Annotated in this window: 13 protein-coding genes; 9 read left to right on the forward strand and 4 right to left on the reverse strand. The window is 62.1% G+C overall.

Annotation, left to right across the window (positions count from 1 at the left end):
• On the forward strand, positions 1 to 1,937 hold a 1,937-nt coding region (locus PMI24_RS23550; RefSeq protein ID WP_007958443.1), incomplete at its 5' end, for a pilus assembly protein TadG-related protein.
• Here the strand turns inward: PMI24_RS23550 and PMI24_RS23555 are convergent.
• Entirely contained in the window at positions 1,934 to 4,681 is a 2,748-nt protein-coding gene (locus PMI24_RS23555; protein ID WP_007958444.1) for a sensor histidine kinase, read from the reverse strand. The two genes, PMI24_RS23550 and PMI24_RS23555, sit on opposite strands and share 4 nt — an antisense overlap.
• The gene (locus PMI24_RS23560; RefSeq protein WP_007958446.1) at positions 4,678 to 5,124 is read right to left on the reverse strand and encodes a TadE/TadG family type IV pilus assembly protein; all 447 of its coding nucleotides are present in this window, start codon (positions 5,122 to 5,124) and stop codon (positions 4,678 to 4,680) included. Before PMI24_RS23560 ends, PMI24_RS23555 begins: the two co-directional genes overlap by 4 nt.
• Positions 5,125 to 5,199: 75 nt before the next feature.
• Here PMI24_RS23560 and PMI24_RS23565 point away from each other — a divergent pair, with 75 nt between their 5' ends.
• Together PMI24_RS23565 and PMI24_RS23570 are read left to right on the forward strand one after the other, a co-directional pair.
• The gene (locus PMI24_RS23565; RefSeq protein WP_007958448.1) at positions 5,200 to 5,670 is read left to right on the forward strand and encodes a prepilin peptidase; all 471 of its coding nucleotides are present in this window, start codon (positions 5,200 to 5,202) and stop codon (positions 5,668 to 5,670) included.
• A 125-nt stretch (positions 5,671 to 5,795) separates the two neighbouring features.
• Positions 5,796 to 6,572 carry a response regulator transcription factor gene (locus PMI24_RS23570; RefSeq protein ID WP_045121868.1) on the forward strand — a complete coding sequence of 259 codons (777 nt, stop codon included), beginning with the start codon at positions 5,796 to 5,798 and terminating at the stop codon, positions 6,570 to 6,572.
• A gap of 22 nt (positions 6,573 to 6,594) precedes the next feature.
• Here the strand turns inward: PMI24_RS23570 and PMI24_RS23575 are convergent, their stop codons facing one another.
• Both PMI24_RS23575 and PMI24_RS23580 read right to left on the reverse strand, forming a co-directional pair.
• The gene (locus PMI24_RS23575) at positions 6,595 to 7,002 is read right to left on the reverse strand and encodes a response regulator (protein WP_007958451.1); all 408 of its coding nucleotides are present in this window, start codon (positions 7,000 to 7,002) and stop codon (positions 6,595 to 6,597) included.
• Between the two features lie 71 nt (positions 7,003 to 7,073).
• A complete protein-coding gene (locus tag PMI24_RS23580) occupies positions 7,074 to 7,289 on the reverse strand; it encodes a Flp family type IVb pilin (protein WP_007958452.1) in 216 nt (71 codons plus the stop codon).
• A 331-nt stretch (positions 7,290 to 7,620) separates the two neighbouring features.
• On the opposite strand from PMI24_RS23580, the gene cpaB reads away from it, so the two are divergent.
• The 6 genes from cpaB to PMI24_RS23610 are packed head-to-tail and all read left to right on the forward strand — an operon-like array spanning position 7,621 to position 14,047.
• Positions 7,621 to 8,562: a Flp pilus assembly protein CpaB gene (cpaB, locus tag PMI24_RS23585; protein ID WP_007958453.1), complete on the forward strand. Its 942-nt coding sequence runs from the start codon at positions 7,621 to 7,623 to the stop codon at positions 8,560 to 8,562.
• A gap of 20 nt (positions 8,563 to 8,582) precedes the next feature.
• On the forward strand, positions 8,583 to 9,806 hold the full coding sequence (locus PMI24_RS23590) for a type II and III secretion system protein family protein (protein ID WP_007958454.1): 1,224 nt from the start codon (positions 8,583 to 8,585) through the stop codon (positions 9,804 to 9,806).
• The gene (locus PMI24_RS23595; protein WP_007958455.1) at positions 9,803 to 10,993 is read left to right on the forward strand and encodes a Flp pilus assembly protein, ATPase CpaE; all 1,191 of its coding nucleotides are present in this window, start codon (positions 9,803 to 9,805) and stop codon (positions 10,991 to 10,993) included. Before PMI24_RS23590 ends, PMI24_RS23595 begins: the two co-directional genes overlap by 4 nt.
• Positions 10,990 to 12,258: a CpaF family protein gene (locus PMI24_RS23600; protein WP_007958456.1), complete on the forward strand. Its 1,269-nt coding sequence runs from the start codon at positions 10,990 to 10,992 to the stop codon at positions 12,256 to 12,258. The genes PMI24_RS23595 and PMI24_RS23600 overlap by 4 nt, the downstream gene beginning before the upstream one ends.
• 18 nt (positions 12,259 to 12,276) lie before the next feature.
• Positions 12,277 to 13,161, forward strand: coding sequence for a type II secretion system F family protein (locus PMI24_RS23605; RefSeq protein ID WP_007958457.1), 885 nt, complete (start codon positions 12,277 to 12,279; stop codon positions 13,159 to 13,161).
• Between the two features lies 1 nt (position 13,162).
• Complete coding sequence (locus tag PMI24_RS23610) at positions 13,163 to 14,047, forward strand: type II secretion system F family protein (RefSeq protein ID WP_007958458.1); 885 nt, start codon at positions 13,163 to 13,165, stop codon at positions 14,045 to 14,047.
• Positions 14,048 to 14,074: the final 27 nt, after the last annotated feature.

The raw sequence follows: 14,074 nt of genomic DNA on the forward strand, positions 1-14,074 counted from the left end.
CGGCCGCCACTCTCAGCCTGGCGCTGGTGTTGATGCTGCTGGTCGTGGACAGCGGCCGCCTGTACATGGAACAACGCAAACTGCAGCGCCTGGTGGACACCGCCGCCCTCGAAGCCGTCAGCCGTGGCGGCAATTGCCTGCCGGGCCTCACCGCCGCCAGTTACGCGGGGCAAAGTGCGACGCGCAACGGCTTTGTTGCCAACGCCACCAACGTCCTTGTGATCGATTGCGGAAAGTTGGCGACGGCCGCTACCGGCCTGCGCACGTTTACGGTGGACGCGACGCAATCAGAGGCGGTCAAGGTCGCGGCCAATCGTACCGTCACCACCAGTTTTGCCGGTGGCGTGCAGGCGTTGTTCAGTGGCACACCGGTCAATCTCAACACGGTACTTTATGCTTCGGCGGTGGCGGCCAAACCCAAGCCAACTGTCGCTCAATTGAACATCCGCAGCAATCTGGCCAGCATCAACACCGCCCAATCGAACATCCTCAATCCGCTGTTTTCCGGGTTGCTCGGCGGTAACGTCAACCTGACCGCACTGGGCTGGAACGGTCTGCTCAACACCGACATCAATCTGCTCAGTTACCTGAATCAACTGGCGATCAACCTCAACGTCGCCGCCGGCAATTACACCCAGCTGCTCAATACCCAGGCCACGGTGACCCAATTGATCCAGGCCGCGATTACGGCGGTGCAGCTCAACGGCGCCACCGCTGAAGTGATTACCGCGCTGGGCCAACTGCAAGTGGCGGCGATCAATGCCGCGCCGGTCAAGCTCGGTGACATCCTGCAATTGCAGACCGGCACCACGGCCGCCGGGCTGGATGCCAATCTGCAGTTGCTGCAACTGGTCCAGGGCGTGATTCAGCTGGCCAACAGCAAGAGCGCGGTGGCCGCGACCTTGCCGATCAGCGTGCTGGGGCTGGCGAATGTCACGGTGCGGGTGAAGGTCATCGAGCCGCCACAGTTCTCTGCGATCGGCGATCCGGCGCTGGCCAAGGCCAACCCCACCGGGCCGAACCGGATTTATGTGCGCACTGCGCAGATTCGCACGCTGCTTTCGGTCAATCTGCCGGTGCTGTCCGGGGTGACCGGGTTGGCCAATGCGGTACTGGGGCTGGTAGGCACGCTGACACCGACGCTCAATGCGCTGTTGAGCCTCAATCTGGTCGCCACATTGAACTCGGTCGGTTGCCTGCTCGGCGCCGGTTGTGAACAACTGGACCCGAAGCTGCTGCCCTCGCCGCAGATCGACATCAGCCTGGATGCCGGCGGCGCAATCAGTTATGTCACCGATTACAGTTGCCCGACTGACAACACCGGCACCAAAAGTCTCACGGCCCGCACCATCACCTCGATTGCCGATCTCAAGCTGGGCAAGATCGACCCGACCAACGCCTTTTCATCGGCCGCTCAACCCACCGTCACGCCGTTGCCGCTGGTGGATCTGGGCACGGTGACCTGCCACAAGATTCTGGGGATCGGCAGCTGTGACCCAAGCACCCACGTGCCATACGGCGCCGGCGGCATCGCGATCATGGTCAACACCAGCGTGGCGCAGAACACCCAGAACCTGGTGTTTTCCAGCACCACACCATTCGCCACACCGCCCAACCTGAAACTGCCGCCGAGCGTGATTGCCGCCGCGCCCTCAACCAATATCGTCAGCAGCCTGGCAAGCACCCTCGCCGGGATCAATCTGATCGTCTACAAACCTCAGGGCAGCAACCCGCTGGGGGCGATTGTCACCGGCGTCGCCAGCCTGATCAGCGATGTCACGACGATCCTGCAACCGGTCATCACCAACCTGGTGAGCCCGCTGCTGGATCCGCTGCTGAACAATTTGCTCAAGGGGCTGGGGATCAATCTGATGGATGTCGACGTCGGCGCCAACATGACCTGTGGTCAGACCGGCAAGGCGTATCTGGTGATCTAGTCGTCGGGGGCGATCGGCAATTCGATGCAGAACCGTGCGCCGTCCGCCGAGTTGCGCACGCTCAAGTGGCCGCCCATGTTCTCGATGATCCCGTAACTCACCGACAACCCCAGACCGGTGCCGACGCCTATCGGTTTGGTGGTGAAGAACGGTTCGAAAATCCGCTCCAGCAGACGCGGGTCGATACCGCCGCCGTTGTCCTCGACCCACAGCCGCACCTTCTGCTCGTCGCGCTCGGCGTAGATCGAAATCCACGGCTTGAACGTTGGGTCGCACTCGCGTTTGCCCAGCAGCGCATCCCGGGCGTTGACCATCAGGTTGATTAACACCTGTTCAAGCTGATCGACGTACCCGCGCACCTGAACCTCGAACGCGGTTTCACTGATGCGCAAATCCACGCCTTTGCCGCGCATGCCTTCGGCCAGCAGCGACAGCGTGCCTTCGATGGCGCTGGCCGGGTTGAACAGCTGCTGCTCGATCTCGGAACGACGACCGAACACCCGCATGTGGTCCACCACTTTGGCGGCGCGCTGCACCTGGGCGTCGATGCGATTGAGTTTGTCGGTCAGGTAGTCGATCTGCACATCGCCGTTGCTCAGGCGCTTCTGCACGTTGACGATGGCCATGCGCATGACGTTCAGCGGCTGATTGATTTCGTGGGCCAGACCGGTGGCCATTTCGCCAAGGGTGGCCATTTTGGCGCTTTGCGTGAGTTGCTGTTGAGAGCGGCGCACTTCGGTGTTGTCGCGGCCAACGGCTTGGACTTCGATCAGTTTGCCGTGCTCATCGAACACGCCGCGATCCGACCACACCCACCACGCATGTTCGCGACCCGGTAATTGCAGGTTGATTTCGGCGGTGCTGACAGGAGATTGCGGGGTCAACTGCGCCAGGCGCTCAACGAAGGCCGCGCGCTGAACGTCGGACATCCAGCTGCCCAGATCGACTCCGGCCAGGTCTTCGGGAGCGCATTCCAGATAGGTCGCCAGCGGCCGGTTGCCGAACGTCAGGATCAGGTCCGGGCGGTAGCGGCAGATCATCGCCGGCGAGTCCTCCACCAGAATCCGGTAGCGTTCCTCGCTCTGTCTGACCTGCTCGGCGGCCAGCGTCGCTTCGGTGACGTCCAGCCACAAACCGACAGCCTCCACCGGCAGGCCAAGGTCGTTGCGTAGCAGCCGGGCTTCGTCGAGCAGCCAGTGATAATCGCCGCGACTGTCACGCATGCGATAGCGGGCGCGCACCGAGCCTTCGCGCAGCAGTTGCCGGGTGCGCTCGAAATACAGGGCGCGGTCATCCGGATGAATCCGCTCTGCCAGCGCACTGGCGTCGCAGTCCTCCAGGCTCCAGCCCAGCAGCGGTTGCAGGCTGGCGCTGAAAAACGCCGGCAGCAAGGCGCCTTCGACGTAGTGCTGGACGTAAATCACCGCCGGCGAACTGGCGATCAGATTGTCCAGCCGCGCATGGGCGGCGGCGGCCAGTTGCTGCTGGTTCTTGATGTCGCTGATGTCGAGCATGAAACCCACCAGCCGCCGATGCTCGCCGGTGCCTGTGACCTGCCCCTTAAGGCGATACCACGCCGGCGTCTGGCTGGCATCGCGAGGATGCAGGCGCACGCACAGGTCGAGAATTTCCCCGTGCAGTTGCAGGGCTTGCAGGCGGCTGCGGACTTCTTCGCGATCGGCGGGATGGATCAGCGTCAACCAGGCATCGAGCGTCAGTGTCGAGCTGTCCTGTTGCAGCGTGGCGGCCAGCGTCGGGGCCAGTTGAATCTGCTCGCTGGTGCTGATTTCCCACCAGCCTGTGCCGAGCAGCGTCTGCAACGACTCCAGCCGTTCCAGTTGCAGTTGATGCTGCTGTTCGCGCAAGCGCCCGAGCAGGGGCCCGGCCAGTGCGCCCGCCAGCATCAGCCAGTCGCGGTCGGTCAGATACGGCGCAGTCTTGTCCACCGCGTAAAAACCGCAGAGCAGCCACGCCATCACGCCTCGATCATCGCTATAAGGCACGGCGAAGCCTTCGGCATTGCCGAACAGGCCCTGAACCCGCGATTGTTCATACTGGCCGTAATGCTCACCCAGACGCTGCGGGCCGGTGCCATTGAGGCTGTCGAGCGGCGTGCCCAGACGCTGGCCGTCATGCCACAGCGCCGGGGCGTCATGGGCGTGGTATTGCTGATGGATCTGCCAGCCCTGTTCCTGTTCATCGAGCAGGGCGAGTGCCAGGCACGGGATCTGCCAGCGCTGGGCGATCACCTGCAATTGTTCGCTGACAAGCACCGGCAACCGGCCCAGGCTGCAGCTGCGCAACTGCTTGCTGATCTGCTCGGCGATCATGTGGCACGCCTCGCGCTGATGCGCTTGCTGGCGTTCGGACAACAGGTCGGCGATGTCGATCAGTTGCAGCAGCCAGCCATTGCCCAGCGGCTGGGCCCAGCCGCGCAGGTGCAGGGTCTGGTCACCCAGGGCGGGGAAGTCCAGGTCCAGCAGTTGGCCTTGCCAGTCCTGCGGCCGGCCCTCGATGGACAAGGTGCTGTGCGCCAGCAGGTAACTGCGCAGCGGCAACGGTTTGTCACGGGGCGTCTGTTGCGCCAGCAGCAGGCGCAACGGGCCAGCCATTTGCAATACGTTGCCATCGCTGTCGAGGTGGATGTGCAGGCCCGTAAGCGGGGAGGCGAGCACGTCCGGCAAATCGCTGGCGACCATGCTTCGCTTGAGCAGGCGGCCGAGCAGGTTGTCACCCGGCGTCAAAATTTCAGGCTCGAAATGGCGGTCAGGTTGGCGGGCAGGCTGGGGACAGCGCCGATGCCCGGCAACACCAGAAACGGGATGACCCGATTGAGTTTGCTCACCGGGTAATTGACGCTGACGGTGAGCGTGCCCTGGGTCGGGTCATAGACCGTTGTCGTATCCGTGCCGACCACCACGTTCAGCGACGACGGCAGCACCGACAATTGCTGGGTCAACGCGGTATTCGCGGTGCTGACCAGCACGCTGGAATAGTTGGGAATCGCGGGATCGACCGCCACGGCGCGGCGGATGGCTTCGGCGGTGACCTGGTTGAACGTCTGCATCAGCACGAACGGCAGGCTGTAGCTGACCAGGCCATAAAACACCGCGAAAAAGATCACGAACACCAGGGCGAACTCGATCGCCACCGCACCTTTTTGCGCCTTCCGAGAGCCGGTTTTCATCCGTGCGTCTACCCTGACAGTCAATGCGTAGTATCAGCATAGAATCATTCAGCAAAAACGGACGGTTTTTACCGCATGCAAAGCCTTGTCCTTCTGATCTGGTTGACGGCGTGCGCGGCTCAGGATGCCCGGCAACGAAGGATTGCCAACGTTCTGACGCTGGGTGCCGCCGCTCTCGCGCTGGTCTATCTGCTGTCTTTCGGCACCACCTGGATGGGCGCCGAAGCCGGGCAGGGCGGCTGGGCCTGTGTCGTGGCGCTGGCGTTCACGCTGCCGGGGTATTTCATGGGGCGAATGGGAGCCGGCGATGTGAAATTAATGACAGCTCTCGGTCTTTCGACGGACGGCCTTTCGTTGCTCGGGATATTCATCGGCGCCGGTGTGGCGAGTCTGCTCTGGATTCTTCTGGCGCCAAGACTCTGGCTGCATATGAGTCAAGGGCTTAGGCATCGTCTTCGATATATGGCGCCATCCATGTCAAAAAAGCTGCCATTTGCGCCGTTCGTGCTGATCGGTTTTGTGCTTGCGCTACCTTGGATCCATTAGTCGCCGAACGCCACTAGTCTTATGTACATAGTCGGAAAGTGGGTCTACTTTCAAAGGTACTGGTTATACAGCCGACGGCTGACAGTACAGGAATGGTCAGCTTTGGCCTGGGCATGGAGTGGCACGTGAACAAGCTTACATCTGCGATAAAAGTCCTCGTTGTCGATGATCAGCCTCTGATTGTCGAAGAACTCTGCGAATTTCTCGAGAGCAGCGGCTACCGCTGTGTGCCGTGCGAGTCCAGCAAAGAGGCGATCGAGCGTTTTTCGGACGACCTCGCGATCGGACTGGTGCTGTGCGATCTGCACATGCCGGACATGGACGGGATTCAACTGGTGCAGGAACTGCAACGGCTGGCCGGCAAACAACGGGCGTTCGAAGCGATCATGCTCACCGGCCGCGCCGACAAGCAGGACGTGATCAAGGCCTTGCGCGCCGGGATTGCCGACTACTACCAGAAACCGGTCAATCTCGATGAATTGCTCGAAGGCCTGCAACGCCAGGAAACGGTGCTGCAGGAGCGGCAGAAAACCCTGCAACTGGGCCATCTGAATCAGAAGCTTCAGGACCTGTCGTCGTCCATCGACGATCTTTATCAGGATCTGGACAAGGTGCGTCGCGGGCCGGCGCCCGTCAGTGACGAGGCCACCCGCGAGACCGGTGAACTGGAGATCCCGGCGATCTTCAATCAGCTGTCGCCACGGCAACTGGACGTGGCGCGCCTGGTGGGCAAGGGGCAGACCAATTATCAGATTGCCTGTGAGCTGGGCATCACCGAAAACACCGTGAAGCTTTACGTTTCGCAGGTGCTGCGCCTGACCCACATGCATAACCGCACGCAGTTGGCGCTGGCGTTATCGCCGGGCAATTCCGGTTTGCGTCAGCGGGTAACTGCCCACTGAAACAGACTGCCGGGCATTCTCTTTACCCGGCATTCACCTTTGGCTTGGGAAACAGGTTGTCGAGGGTTTCCAGTAGCCGCACGTGATAGATCGGTTTGCGGAACAGGTCCAGCACCTGCAACCGCAGCATGTCGCTCACGTCTTCCATGTCCGCATGTCCCGACGTCACGATCACCGGCAGATGCTGGCGCGAGGTGTGCTCGCGCAAGCGCTTGATCAGCGACATGCCGCTCTCTTCCGGCATGCGCAGATCGGTGATCACCAGGGCGATATCGGGATGGCGGGTCAGGTGATGCAGGGCGAGTTTGACCGATGTGGCGGTATGACAGACGAAGCCTTCGCCCTCCAGCAACTCCGCCAGCTCCAGCAACGCGTCCTCTTCGTCGTCAACCAGAAGCAACTGTTGGCGTGGGGAAGAAGACACGTTCATGGGCAGTACCTGAAAGCTGAATGGAAGATCGAGTGTAGCCCGACATCAGCAAGGTGCTGGCGCAACTTCGATTACGGAGTTGGCCGGGTTTGCGCAGTGCCGCCCAGCGACACCAGGACGTTGTTGAAGATCGCCAGCATACGATCACCCAGCGGAGTGACGAAAACGACAACCACCACGGCGACCATGGCCACGACGATGGCGTATTCGATCGCCGAAGCACCGTCTTCACGTTTGTACAACAGCAGGGCTTTGGCCATTAAATAATCAACGATCATTCGAAACATGTGCCCACTCCTTTGCGCTCCTGGCGCCGATGTAACGGCAGCGGCAAAGCGTTCGCCGTGCCATTTGAGCATTGTCAACAAACCCCCTCCCAACAACTGTAAGAACGGATTAGTCATAAAGGATTAGTCGCTTCGTCTCTCCCGGTATTTCGACTGCTAATTGGCCAACACCCATACTTTCGTGGGTTATTTGCCTGTCAGTAATGGCGTTTTGGCTTGTTTCAGCTAGCGTGGAAATAGCGAAATAGTTGGATGTTCATAGCTGCCTGATTGCGATGTTCCCTTGGTAGGAAGTGCGGGCTGGTAGTGCAGCAGGAAAGGGAGAGCCGTCATGAACAGTCGTGTGACCATGGGCCTTGCAGCGGTGCTTTTACTGGGCGCCATCGTTGTCGGATATTGGGGCCTGGTGCTCAGCCGCCAACCCGCTCCGGTGGCCGAGGCGCCCGCGCCGACGGTGGTCACCGTCGAAAAAACCGTCGCTGCCGCCGAAGACCAGACCCGTCAACCTGTCGTGGTGCTGGTGCGTGACGTCCCGCCATTCACCCCCCTTGTTGCCGCCGATCTGGCCGTTGAAAAACTGCTCAGCGCCCCCGCCGGCAGCCTCGGCACAATCGAGCAGGCCGTGGGCCGCACACCGTGGCGCCACCTGAGCGCCGGCACCTGGCTCAACGAAGAAAGCTTCGAGGCTGGCGGCACACTGGCGCGCATGATCCACAAAGATGAGCGCGCGCTGGCCGTGTCGGTCGATGAAGTGATCGGCGCGGCCGGGCAGTTGATCCCCGGGGATTACGTCGACGTGCTGTTGTTCCTGCGCCAGGACGCCAGCAATCCGCAGCAGTCGGCACAGATTGTGGTACCGGCCATGCGCGTGCTGGGAGTCGGCGAACAGTACGGCCTGACCAACGACGGTCAGCCGTCCGCTCCCGCCATGAGTGCCGACGACAAGATCAAACAGGACCAGCGCCGGCTCACCGCGCGCACCGTAGTGCTGGCGGTGCCTGAACAATTGTTGAGTCGACTGATGCTCGCCACCCAGGTCGGGACGTTGCGCCTGGCCGTGCGCAGCAGTGAAGAACAGCGACTGGCCAAGTACTGGGCCGGCGAAAGTCAGGCACCGGACAAACTGGTTGCCGCCAACAGCCAGCTCTTCCAGTTCACGCAGCTGGCGCTGGGGACAGCGCCGAAAGCGTTGTCGAGCGGCGACCAAGCTGTGGCGGCACGGCCCGCAGTGGAAGTGATTCGCGGCAATCAGACCAACCAACAAAACCCATGACTGAGCAAGGATCCAAGTGCATGCAGAGTCGTTCCTGGCCGACCTTCAATCCCGTGCTCCGGGCCTTGCTGCTGATGGGACTGTCAATCAATGCCGCGCACGCGGCTACCGGCAACTGCGCGGCCCTCGGGCGCTTGCCGCCGGTGATCGAAATCAACGAAGGCTGGCAGCAGGACATGCAATCACCGGTGGCGATCACACGCCTGGCCATCGGTGATCCGAAAATCGCCGACGTGCATGCCAATGGCAATTCCTCGTTCCTGCTCACCGCCGTGGCGCCGGGCGCTACCAGTCTCATGGTCTGGACCGGCTGCTCCAGCGAGCCGCGCCAGAGCATGGTCTTCGTCAAGGGCGCCGCCACTTCGGCCCTCACCAACACCAGTGCGCTGCCGTCGGATGATGCGCTGTTGCCCTCGCAGGTGCAGACCGACATTCGCTTCGTCGAAGTCAGCCGCACCAAGCTCAAGCAGGCGTCGGCTTCGCTGATCGGCACCCGCGGCAATTTCCTGTTCGGTTCACCCGGAACCCTGCCGCCCATCGACGGCGTTCCGCAGCCGCGATTGCCGGTGGACAACGCGCTGTTCAACTTCTCATGGATCGGCGGCAAGACCATGGCGATCATCAATGCTCTGGAGGGCAGCGGCTTCGCCTACACCCTGGCGCGGCCAAGTCTGGTGGCCCTCAACGGGCAAAGCGCAAGCTTCCTCGCGGGCGGGCAGATTCCGATTCCGGTGCCCAGCTCCGGCAGCGACAACGTGTCGATCGAATACAAGGAATTCGGTATCCGCCTGACCCTGACGCCCACCATCATCAGCCACGATCGCATCGCCCTGAAAGTGGCACCGGAAGTCAGCGAACTGGATTTCAGCAAAGCGGTGAACATCGCCGGCACCACGGTGCCGGCCCTGGCCATCCGTCGCACCGACACCAGCATTTCCCTGGCCGATGGCGAGAGTTTTGTCATCAGCGGTCTGATCAGCACCACCAACACATCCCAGGTCGACAAGTTTCCGGGGCTGGGCGATATCCCGGTGCTCGGGGCCTTTTTCAAAAGCTCGCAGATCAAGCGCGAAGAACGTGAGCTGCTGATGATCGTCACCCCGCATCTGGTGCGCCCGCTCTCGGCGGAGGCACAACTGCCGTCGTTGCCGGGTGAAAAACTGCGCAACTACGACCCGAATTTCTACCGCATGTTCTTCCTGGAAAACGGTAACTTCGACAAGCGCAGCGGGTTGTCCCAATGAGCCAGAGCCTGAGTCAGACCTTCCTCGCCATCACCCGCAACAACACCGATCTGGAGTGGCTGCAAAGCGCGCTTGCGCCGTTGGGCCAGGTGGTCAGTGCCGGTGGCGGCAGCCTCGACGAATTGCTCGCGCTGGTGGATGTCACCTTCGCCAGCCTGGTGTTCGTCGGCCTCGACCGTGAACACGTGGTGGCCCAGAGCGCGCTGATTGAAGGCGCGCTGGAGGCCAAGCCGATGCTGGCGATCGTTGCCCTCGGCGATGGCATGGACAATCAGCTTGTACTAAATGCGATGCGCGCCGGTGCACGGGATTTCGTCGCCTATGGTTCGCGCTCCAGCGAAGTGGCCGGGCTGGTGCGGCGCTTGAGCAAGCGCCTGCCGCCGGTGACCCATAACGCACAACTGGGCGGTCTGACGGTGTTGTACGGCGTACAGAGCAGTTCCGACGGCGCGCTACTGGCCAACCATATGGCACTGGTGGTGCAAAAGAGCGGACAGCAGACGCTGCTGCTGGATCTCGGGCTGCCCCGTGGCGACAGCCTGGCGTTGCTGGGGCTGGAGAGTTCGTTCCACTTCGGCGATGCCTTGCGCCACCTGCGCAGGCTCGACGCCACGTTGATCGACAGTGCCTTCACCAGCGCCGAAGCGGGGCTGCGGATTCTGGCGTACGCCGACAACGACGAACCGCTGGAGAGCACCAGCGCCGCCGAGCTGTACATGTTGCTCAGCGCCTTGCGCCAGCACTTCCAGCACATCGTCGTGAACCTCACCGGCCAGCCCGACAGCGAAGCCCTGCGCACCTTCGTCAGCCATTGCGACAAGCTGCTGTGGTACACCGACCAGAGCGTTCTCGATTGCCGGCGCAATCTGGCGGTGTTCAATCTGTGGCGGGAAAAAGGCATGAAACTCGATCACGGACGGCTGCTGGTCGACCGCTATCTGAGCAACGTCGCGCCGGATGCGGACACCCTCGGCAAGACCTTCAACCTGGAAGTGATCGCCGTGCTGGCCTTGAGTCCGGAGCTGCGCATGAACGCCAAGAACCAGGGCGTCAGCCTGTTTGAACTGGCCCCCCGGGAGAAACTCACCCAGAGCCTGCGAGTGCTCGGCGAACGGCTGGCCAAACGCTCCGAAGGCCTGGCCAAACCCAAGGTCACCTGGTTCGACCGGTTGCGAGGCACCTCATGAGCCCGGAAAAACTCTTCGGTGCGCCGGCGCGTGGCCAGTCGGGCAACACCGACCACGAAGGCCTGAAACTGGTCCTGCATCGGTACATCATCGATGCCATCGAGGAGTCCGGGAAAAACCTGCTGGAAGGTTCGCGGCAGTTGCTGGCGCAATTCGTCACCGACAAGGTCGCCGAATACATCGCCCGTCTGCACCTGGCGATTTCACGTTACGAGATGGAGCGGCTGGCGGAAGAAATCGTCGATGAGCTGACCGGATTCGGCCCGCTGGAAGTGTTGCTGCGCGACACCGCCGTGACCGAAATTCTGGTCAACGGCCCGCACCGGGTGTTCGTCGAGCGCGACGGCGTGCTGCATCAGAGTGACCTGCGCTTTATCGATGCACATCACGTCGAACGGGTCATGCAGCGCATTCTCGCGCCCCTCGGTCGCCGGCTGGACGAGTCTTCGCCGATGGTCGATGCACGCCTGCCGGACGGCAGCCGGGTCAACGCGATCATCCCGCCGATCGCCCTCGACGGTCCGTGCCTGTCGATTCGAAAATTCCGCAAGGACATGCTCAAGAGCAGCGACCTGATTGCGATGCAGACCATCGACCTGCCGATTTTCGAGTGCTTCCAGGAGGCCGTGGGCAAGCGCTGCAACATCCTGATCAGCGGCGGCACGGGCACCGGCAAGACCACGCTGCTGAACATTCTCAGCCAGTTGATCAACCCCCACGAACGACTGGTGACCATCGAAGACGTCGCCGAATTGCAACTCGGCCACCCTCACGTGGTGCGCCTGGAAACCCGGCCGCCGAATGCCGAGGGCCATGGCGAGGTCAAGGCCAGCGACCTGATCCGCAACGCCCTGCGGATGCGTCCGGACCGGATCATTCTCGGCGAGATCCGCGGCGTCGAAGTGCTCGACGTGTTGACGGCGATGAACACCGGTCACGACGGTTCGATGAGCACGGTCCACGCCAACAACGCCCAGGATGCGTTGCTGCGTCTGGAAACGTTGGTCGGCCTTACCGGGCGCACCGTGGCCGAACGCACGTTGCGGCAGATGATCTGTGCAGCGCTCGACGTGATCATTCAATTGACCCGCATGCCCGACGGCCGCCGCTGTGTCAGTGAAGTGGTGGAAGTGGTCGGCGTGCGTGAAGACGTGTACGTCACCAACACCCTGTTCCGTCTGGATCGGCGCACCGGTTTCGGCTTCCTGCGCGAAGCGGTCAACCCGGCCGGCGACAAGTTGCGACACGAGTCGAGTCTGGGCTGAGCGCATGGAGCCTTCGTCATGATCGGACCGGTGCTCCTGATCGTCCTTTGCCTGCTGTTGCTGGGGCTGTCGATTCGCCTGTTCCTGCAGGGCGTGCGCAAGACCGCCAACGAACGGGTGCTCTCGCGCCTCGCCGCCGGGCAGCCCCAGGGCGTTGCCGAAAAAACCTCGTGGACCGGGCTGGAGCGGATGTTTCTGCGCGCAGGTCTCGGCCGGCCGAGCGAGCATTTCGGGCTTTGGCTGTCGCTGTGGGTCGTGGCCATGATGCTGGGTTACCTGCTGGCTGACTGGATCGGTCTGCTGGTGCTGATACTGGCGCCGCCGCTGATTTTGCGGCTGTACATCGCGTGGCGATATCGGCGCCGGCTCAATCGGATGATCGAACAGTTGCCGCAGTTGCTCGACCACACCGTGCGCAGCCTCAAGTCCGGCCGGACCCTGAGCGATGCAGTGATGGGCGGCATCGAAACCAGTGAGGACCCGTTGAAAGCCGCCATGGGCAGGGTGCAGCGCAACGTGCAGCTGGGGGTGAACCTGCCGGACGCGGTCAGCGATTTCGCCGAGCTCTACGAGCAGGACGAACTGCGCATGTTCGCCCTGGGCCTGAAGGTCAACCACCGCTACGGCGGTAATGCCAGCGAGTTGCTGGAGAACCTGATCAAGCTGATTCGCGAACGCGACCAGGGTGCCCGGCAACTGCGCGCGCTGACCGGCGAAACCCGGATGACCGCGTGGGTGCTCGGATCGCTGCCGGTGATCCTGGTCAGTTACTTCATGCTGACCAATCCCGGCTACATGCTCGGTATGTGGAACGACTCGGGCGGTCGGACCATGCTGATTATCGCGGTGGTATTGCAGGTCTCCGGTTGCCTGGCGCTGTGGCGCATGTTGAGGAGTGTCTGACATGCTGATGCTCGCCAGTCTCATGCTGTTGCTCGGGGCGCTGTTGCTGGTCGGCAATCACCTGCTGACCGAGCGGCGTCGGGTGCGTCAGGTCAACCAGCGTCTGCAGGGGCACCTGGTGCGCGAGAACCGTTTCGGCAACTGGCTGCGGGCATTGGGCAGCAGCCGGTTCGGCCAGCGCTCGGTGAGCATCGACAGTGAAACCCAGACCCTGCTCAGCCGTCTTGGTTGGCGCCGGGCCAGCGAGCGCTCGCTGTTTGCCGCCTGCCAGATCGGCACGCCGCTGCTGACGCTGGGGCTTGGCCTGTTTCTGAAGGAAGTGTTTTTCCCCCTCGCACCCAACGGCTGGCTGGTGCCGATGATCGCCACCGGCGTTGGTTATCTTGTGCCCAAACGCCTGCTGGCGTACGCCGCTGGCCGCCGGCAGAAAATCATTGCGGTGGAAGTGTCGACGTTCATTCCGCTGCTGCGGATCCTGTTCGAGTCCGGCATGGCCGTCGAGCAGGCCCTGCGTGTGCTCAGCATCGAAGGGCAGAAACTGCTGCCGGAGCTGACCAGCGAACTGCGCCTGATTCTGGCCCGTGTCGACTCGGGCCTGGAGCTCGGGCAGGAGCTGAACAAGGCGGCCGCGATGCTGGCGGTGGATGAGTTCACTGACACCTGCGTGATCCTGCAACAACTGATTCAGCAGGGTGGCGGGGCGATGAAATCGCTGCTGACGCTCAAGCAACTGCTGGATGACCGACGCCTGACACGCTTGCAGGAATACATCTCGAAGATGTCGGCGAAGATGTCAGTGGTCATGATGCTGTTGCTGTTCCCGGCCTTGCTGATCGTTTTGGCGGGACCGGGTTTTACCGCAATCACCCGGGCGTTTGCGTCCTGACAATGAAAATGACTATGGCGATGGAGA

This window comes from Pseudomonas sp. GM25, from assembly GCF_000282255.1.
Classification (GTDB): Bacteria; Pseudomonadota; Gammaproteobacteria; order Pseudomonadales; family Pseudomonadaceae; genus Aquipseudomonas; species Aquipseudomonas aphyarum.

Excerpts from the sequence above, each read along its gene's own strand:
- PMI24_RS23610 (WP_007958458.1), top strand. The coding sequence starts at position 13,163 with ATGCTGATGCTCGCCAGTCTCATGCTGTTGCTCGGGGCGCTGTTGCTG.
- PMI24_RS23575 (WP_007958451.1), bottom strand. The coding sequence starts at position 7,002 with ATGAACGTGTCTTCTTCCCCACGCCAACAGTTGCTTCTGGTTGACGAC.
- PMI24_RS23560 (WP_007958446.1), bottom strand. The coding sequence starts at position 5,124 with ATGAAAACCGGCTCTCGGAAGGCGCAAAAAGGTGCGGTGGCGATCGAG.
- PMI24_RS23605 (WP_007958457.1), top strand. The coding sequence starts at position 12,277 with ATGATCGGACCGGTGCTCCTGATCGTCCTTTGCCTGCTGTTGCTGGGG.
- PMI24_RS23565 (WP_007958448.1), top strand. The coding sequence starts at position 5,200 with ATGCAAAGCCTTGTCCTTCTGATCTGGTTGACGGCGTGCGCGGCTCAG.
- PMI24_RS23600 (WP_007958456.1), top strand. The coding sequence starts at position 10,990 with ATGAGCCCGGAAAAACTCTTCGGTGCGCCGGCGCGTGGCCAGTCGGGC.
- cpaB (WP_007958453.1), top strand. The coding sequence starts at position 7,621 with ATGAACAGTCGTGTGACCATGGGCCTTGCAGCGGTGCTTTTACTGGGC.
- PMI24_RS23580 (WP_007958452.1), bottom strand. The coding sequence starts at position 7,289 with ATGTTTCGAATGATCGTTGATTATTTAATGGCCAAAGCCCTGCTGTTG.
- PMI24_RS23590 (WP_007958454.1), top strand. The coding sequence starts at position 8,583 with ATGCAGAGTCGTTCCTGGCCGACCTTCAATCCCGTGCTCCGGGCCTTG.
- PMI24_RS23595 (WP_007958455.1), top strand. The coding sequence starts at position 9,803 with ATGAGCCAGAGCCTGAGTCAGACCTTCCTCGCCATCACCCGCAACAAC.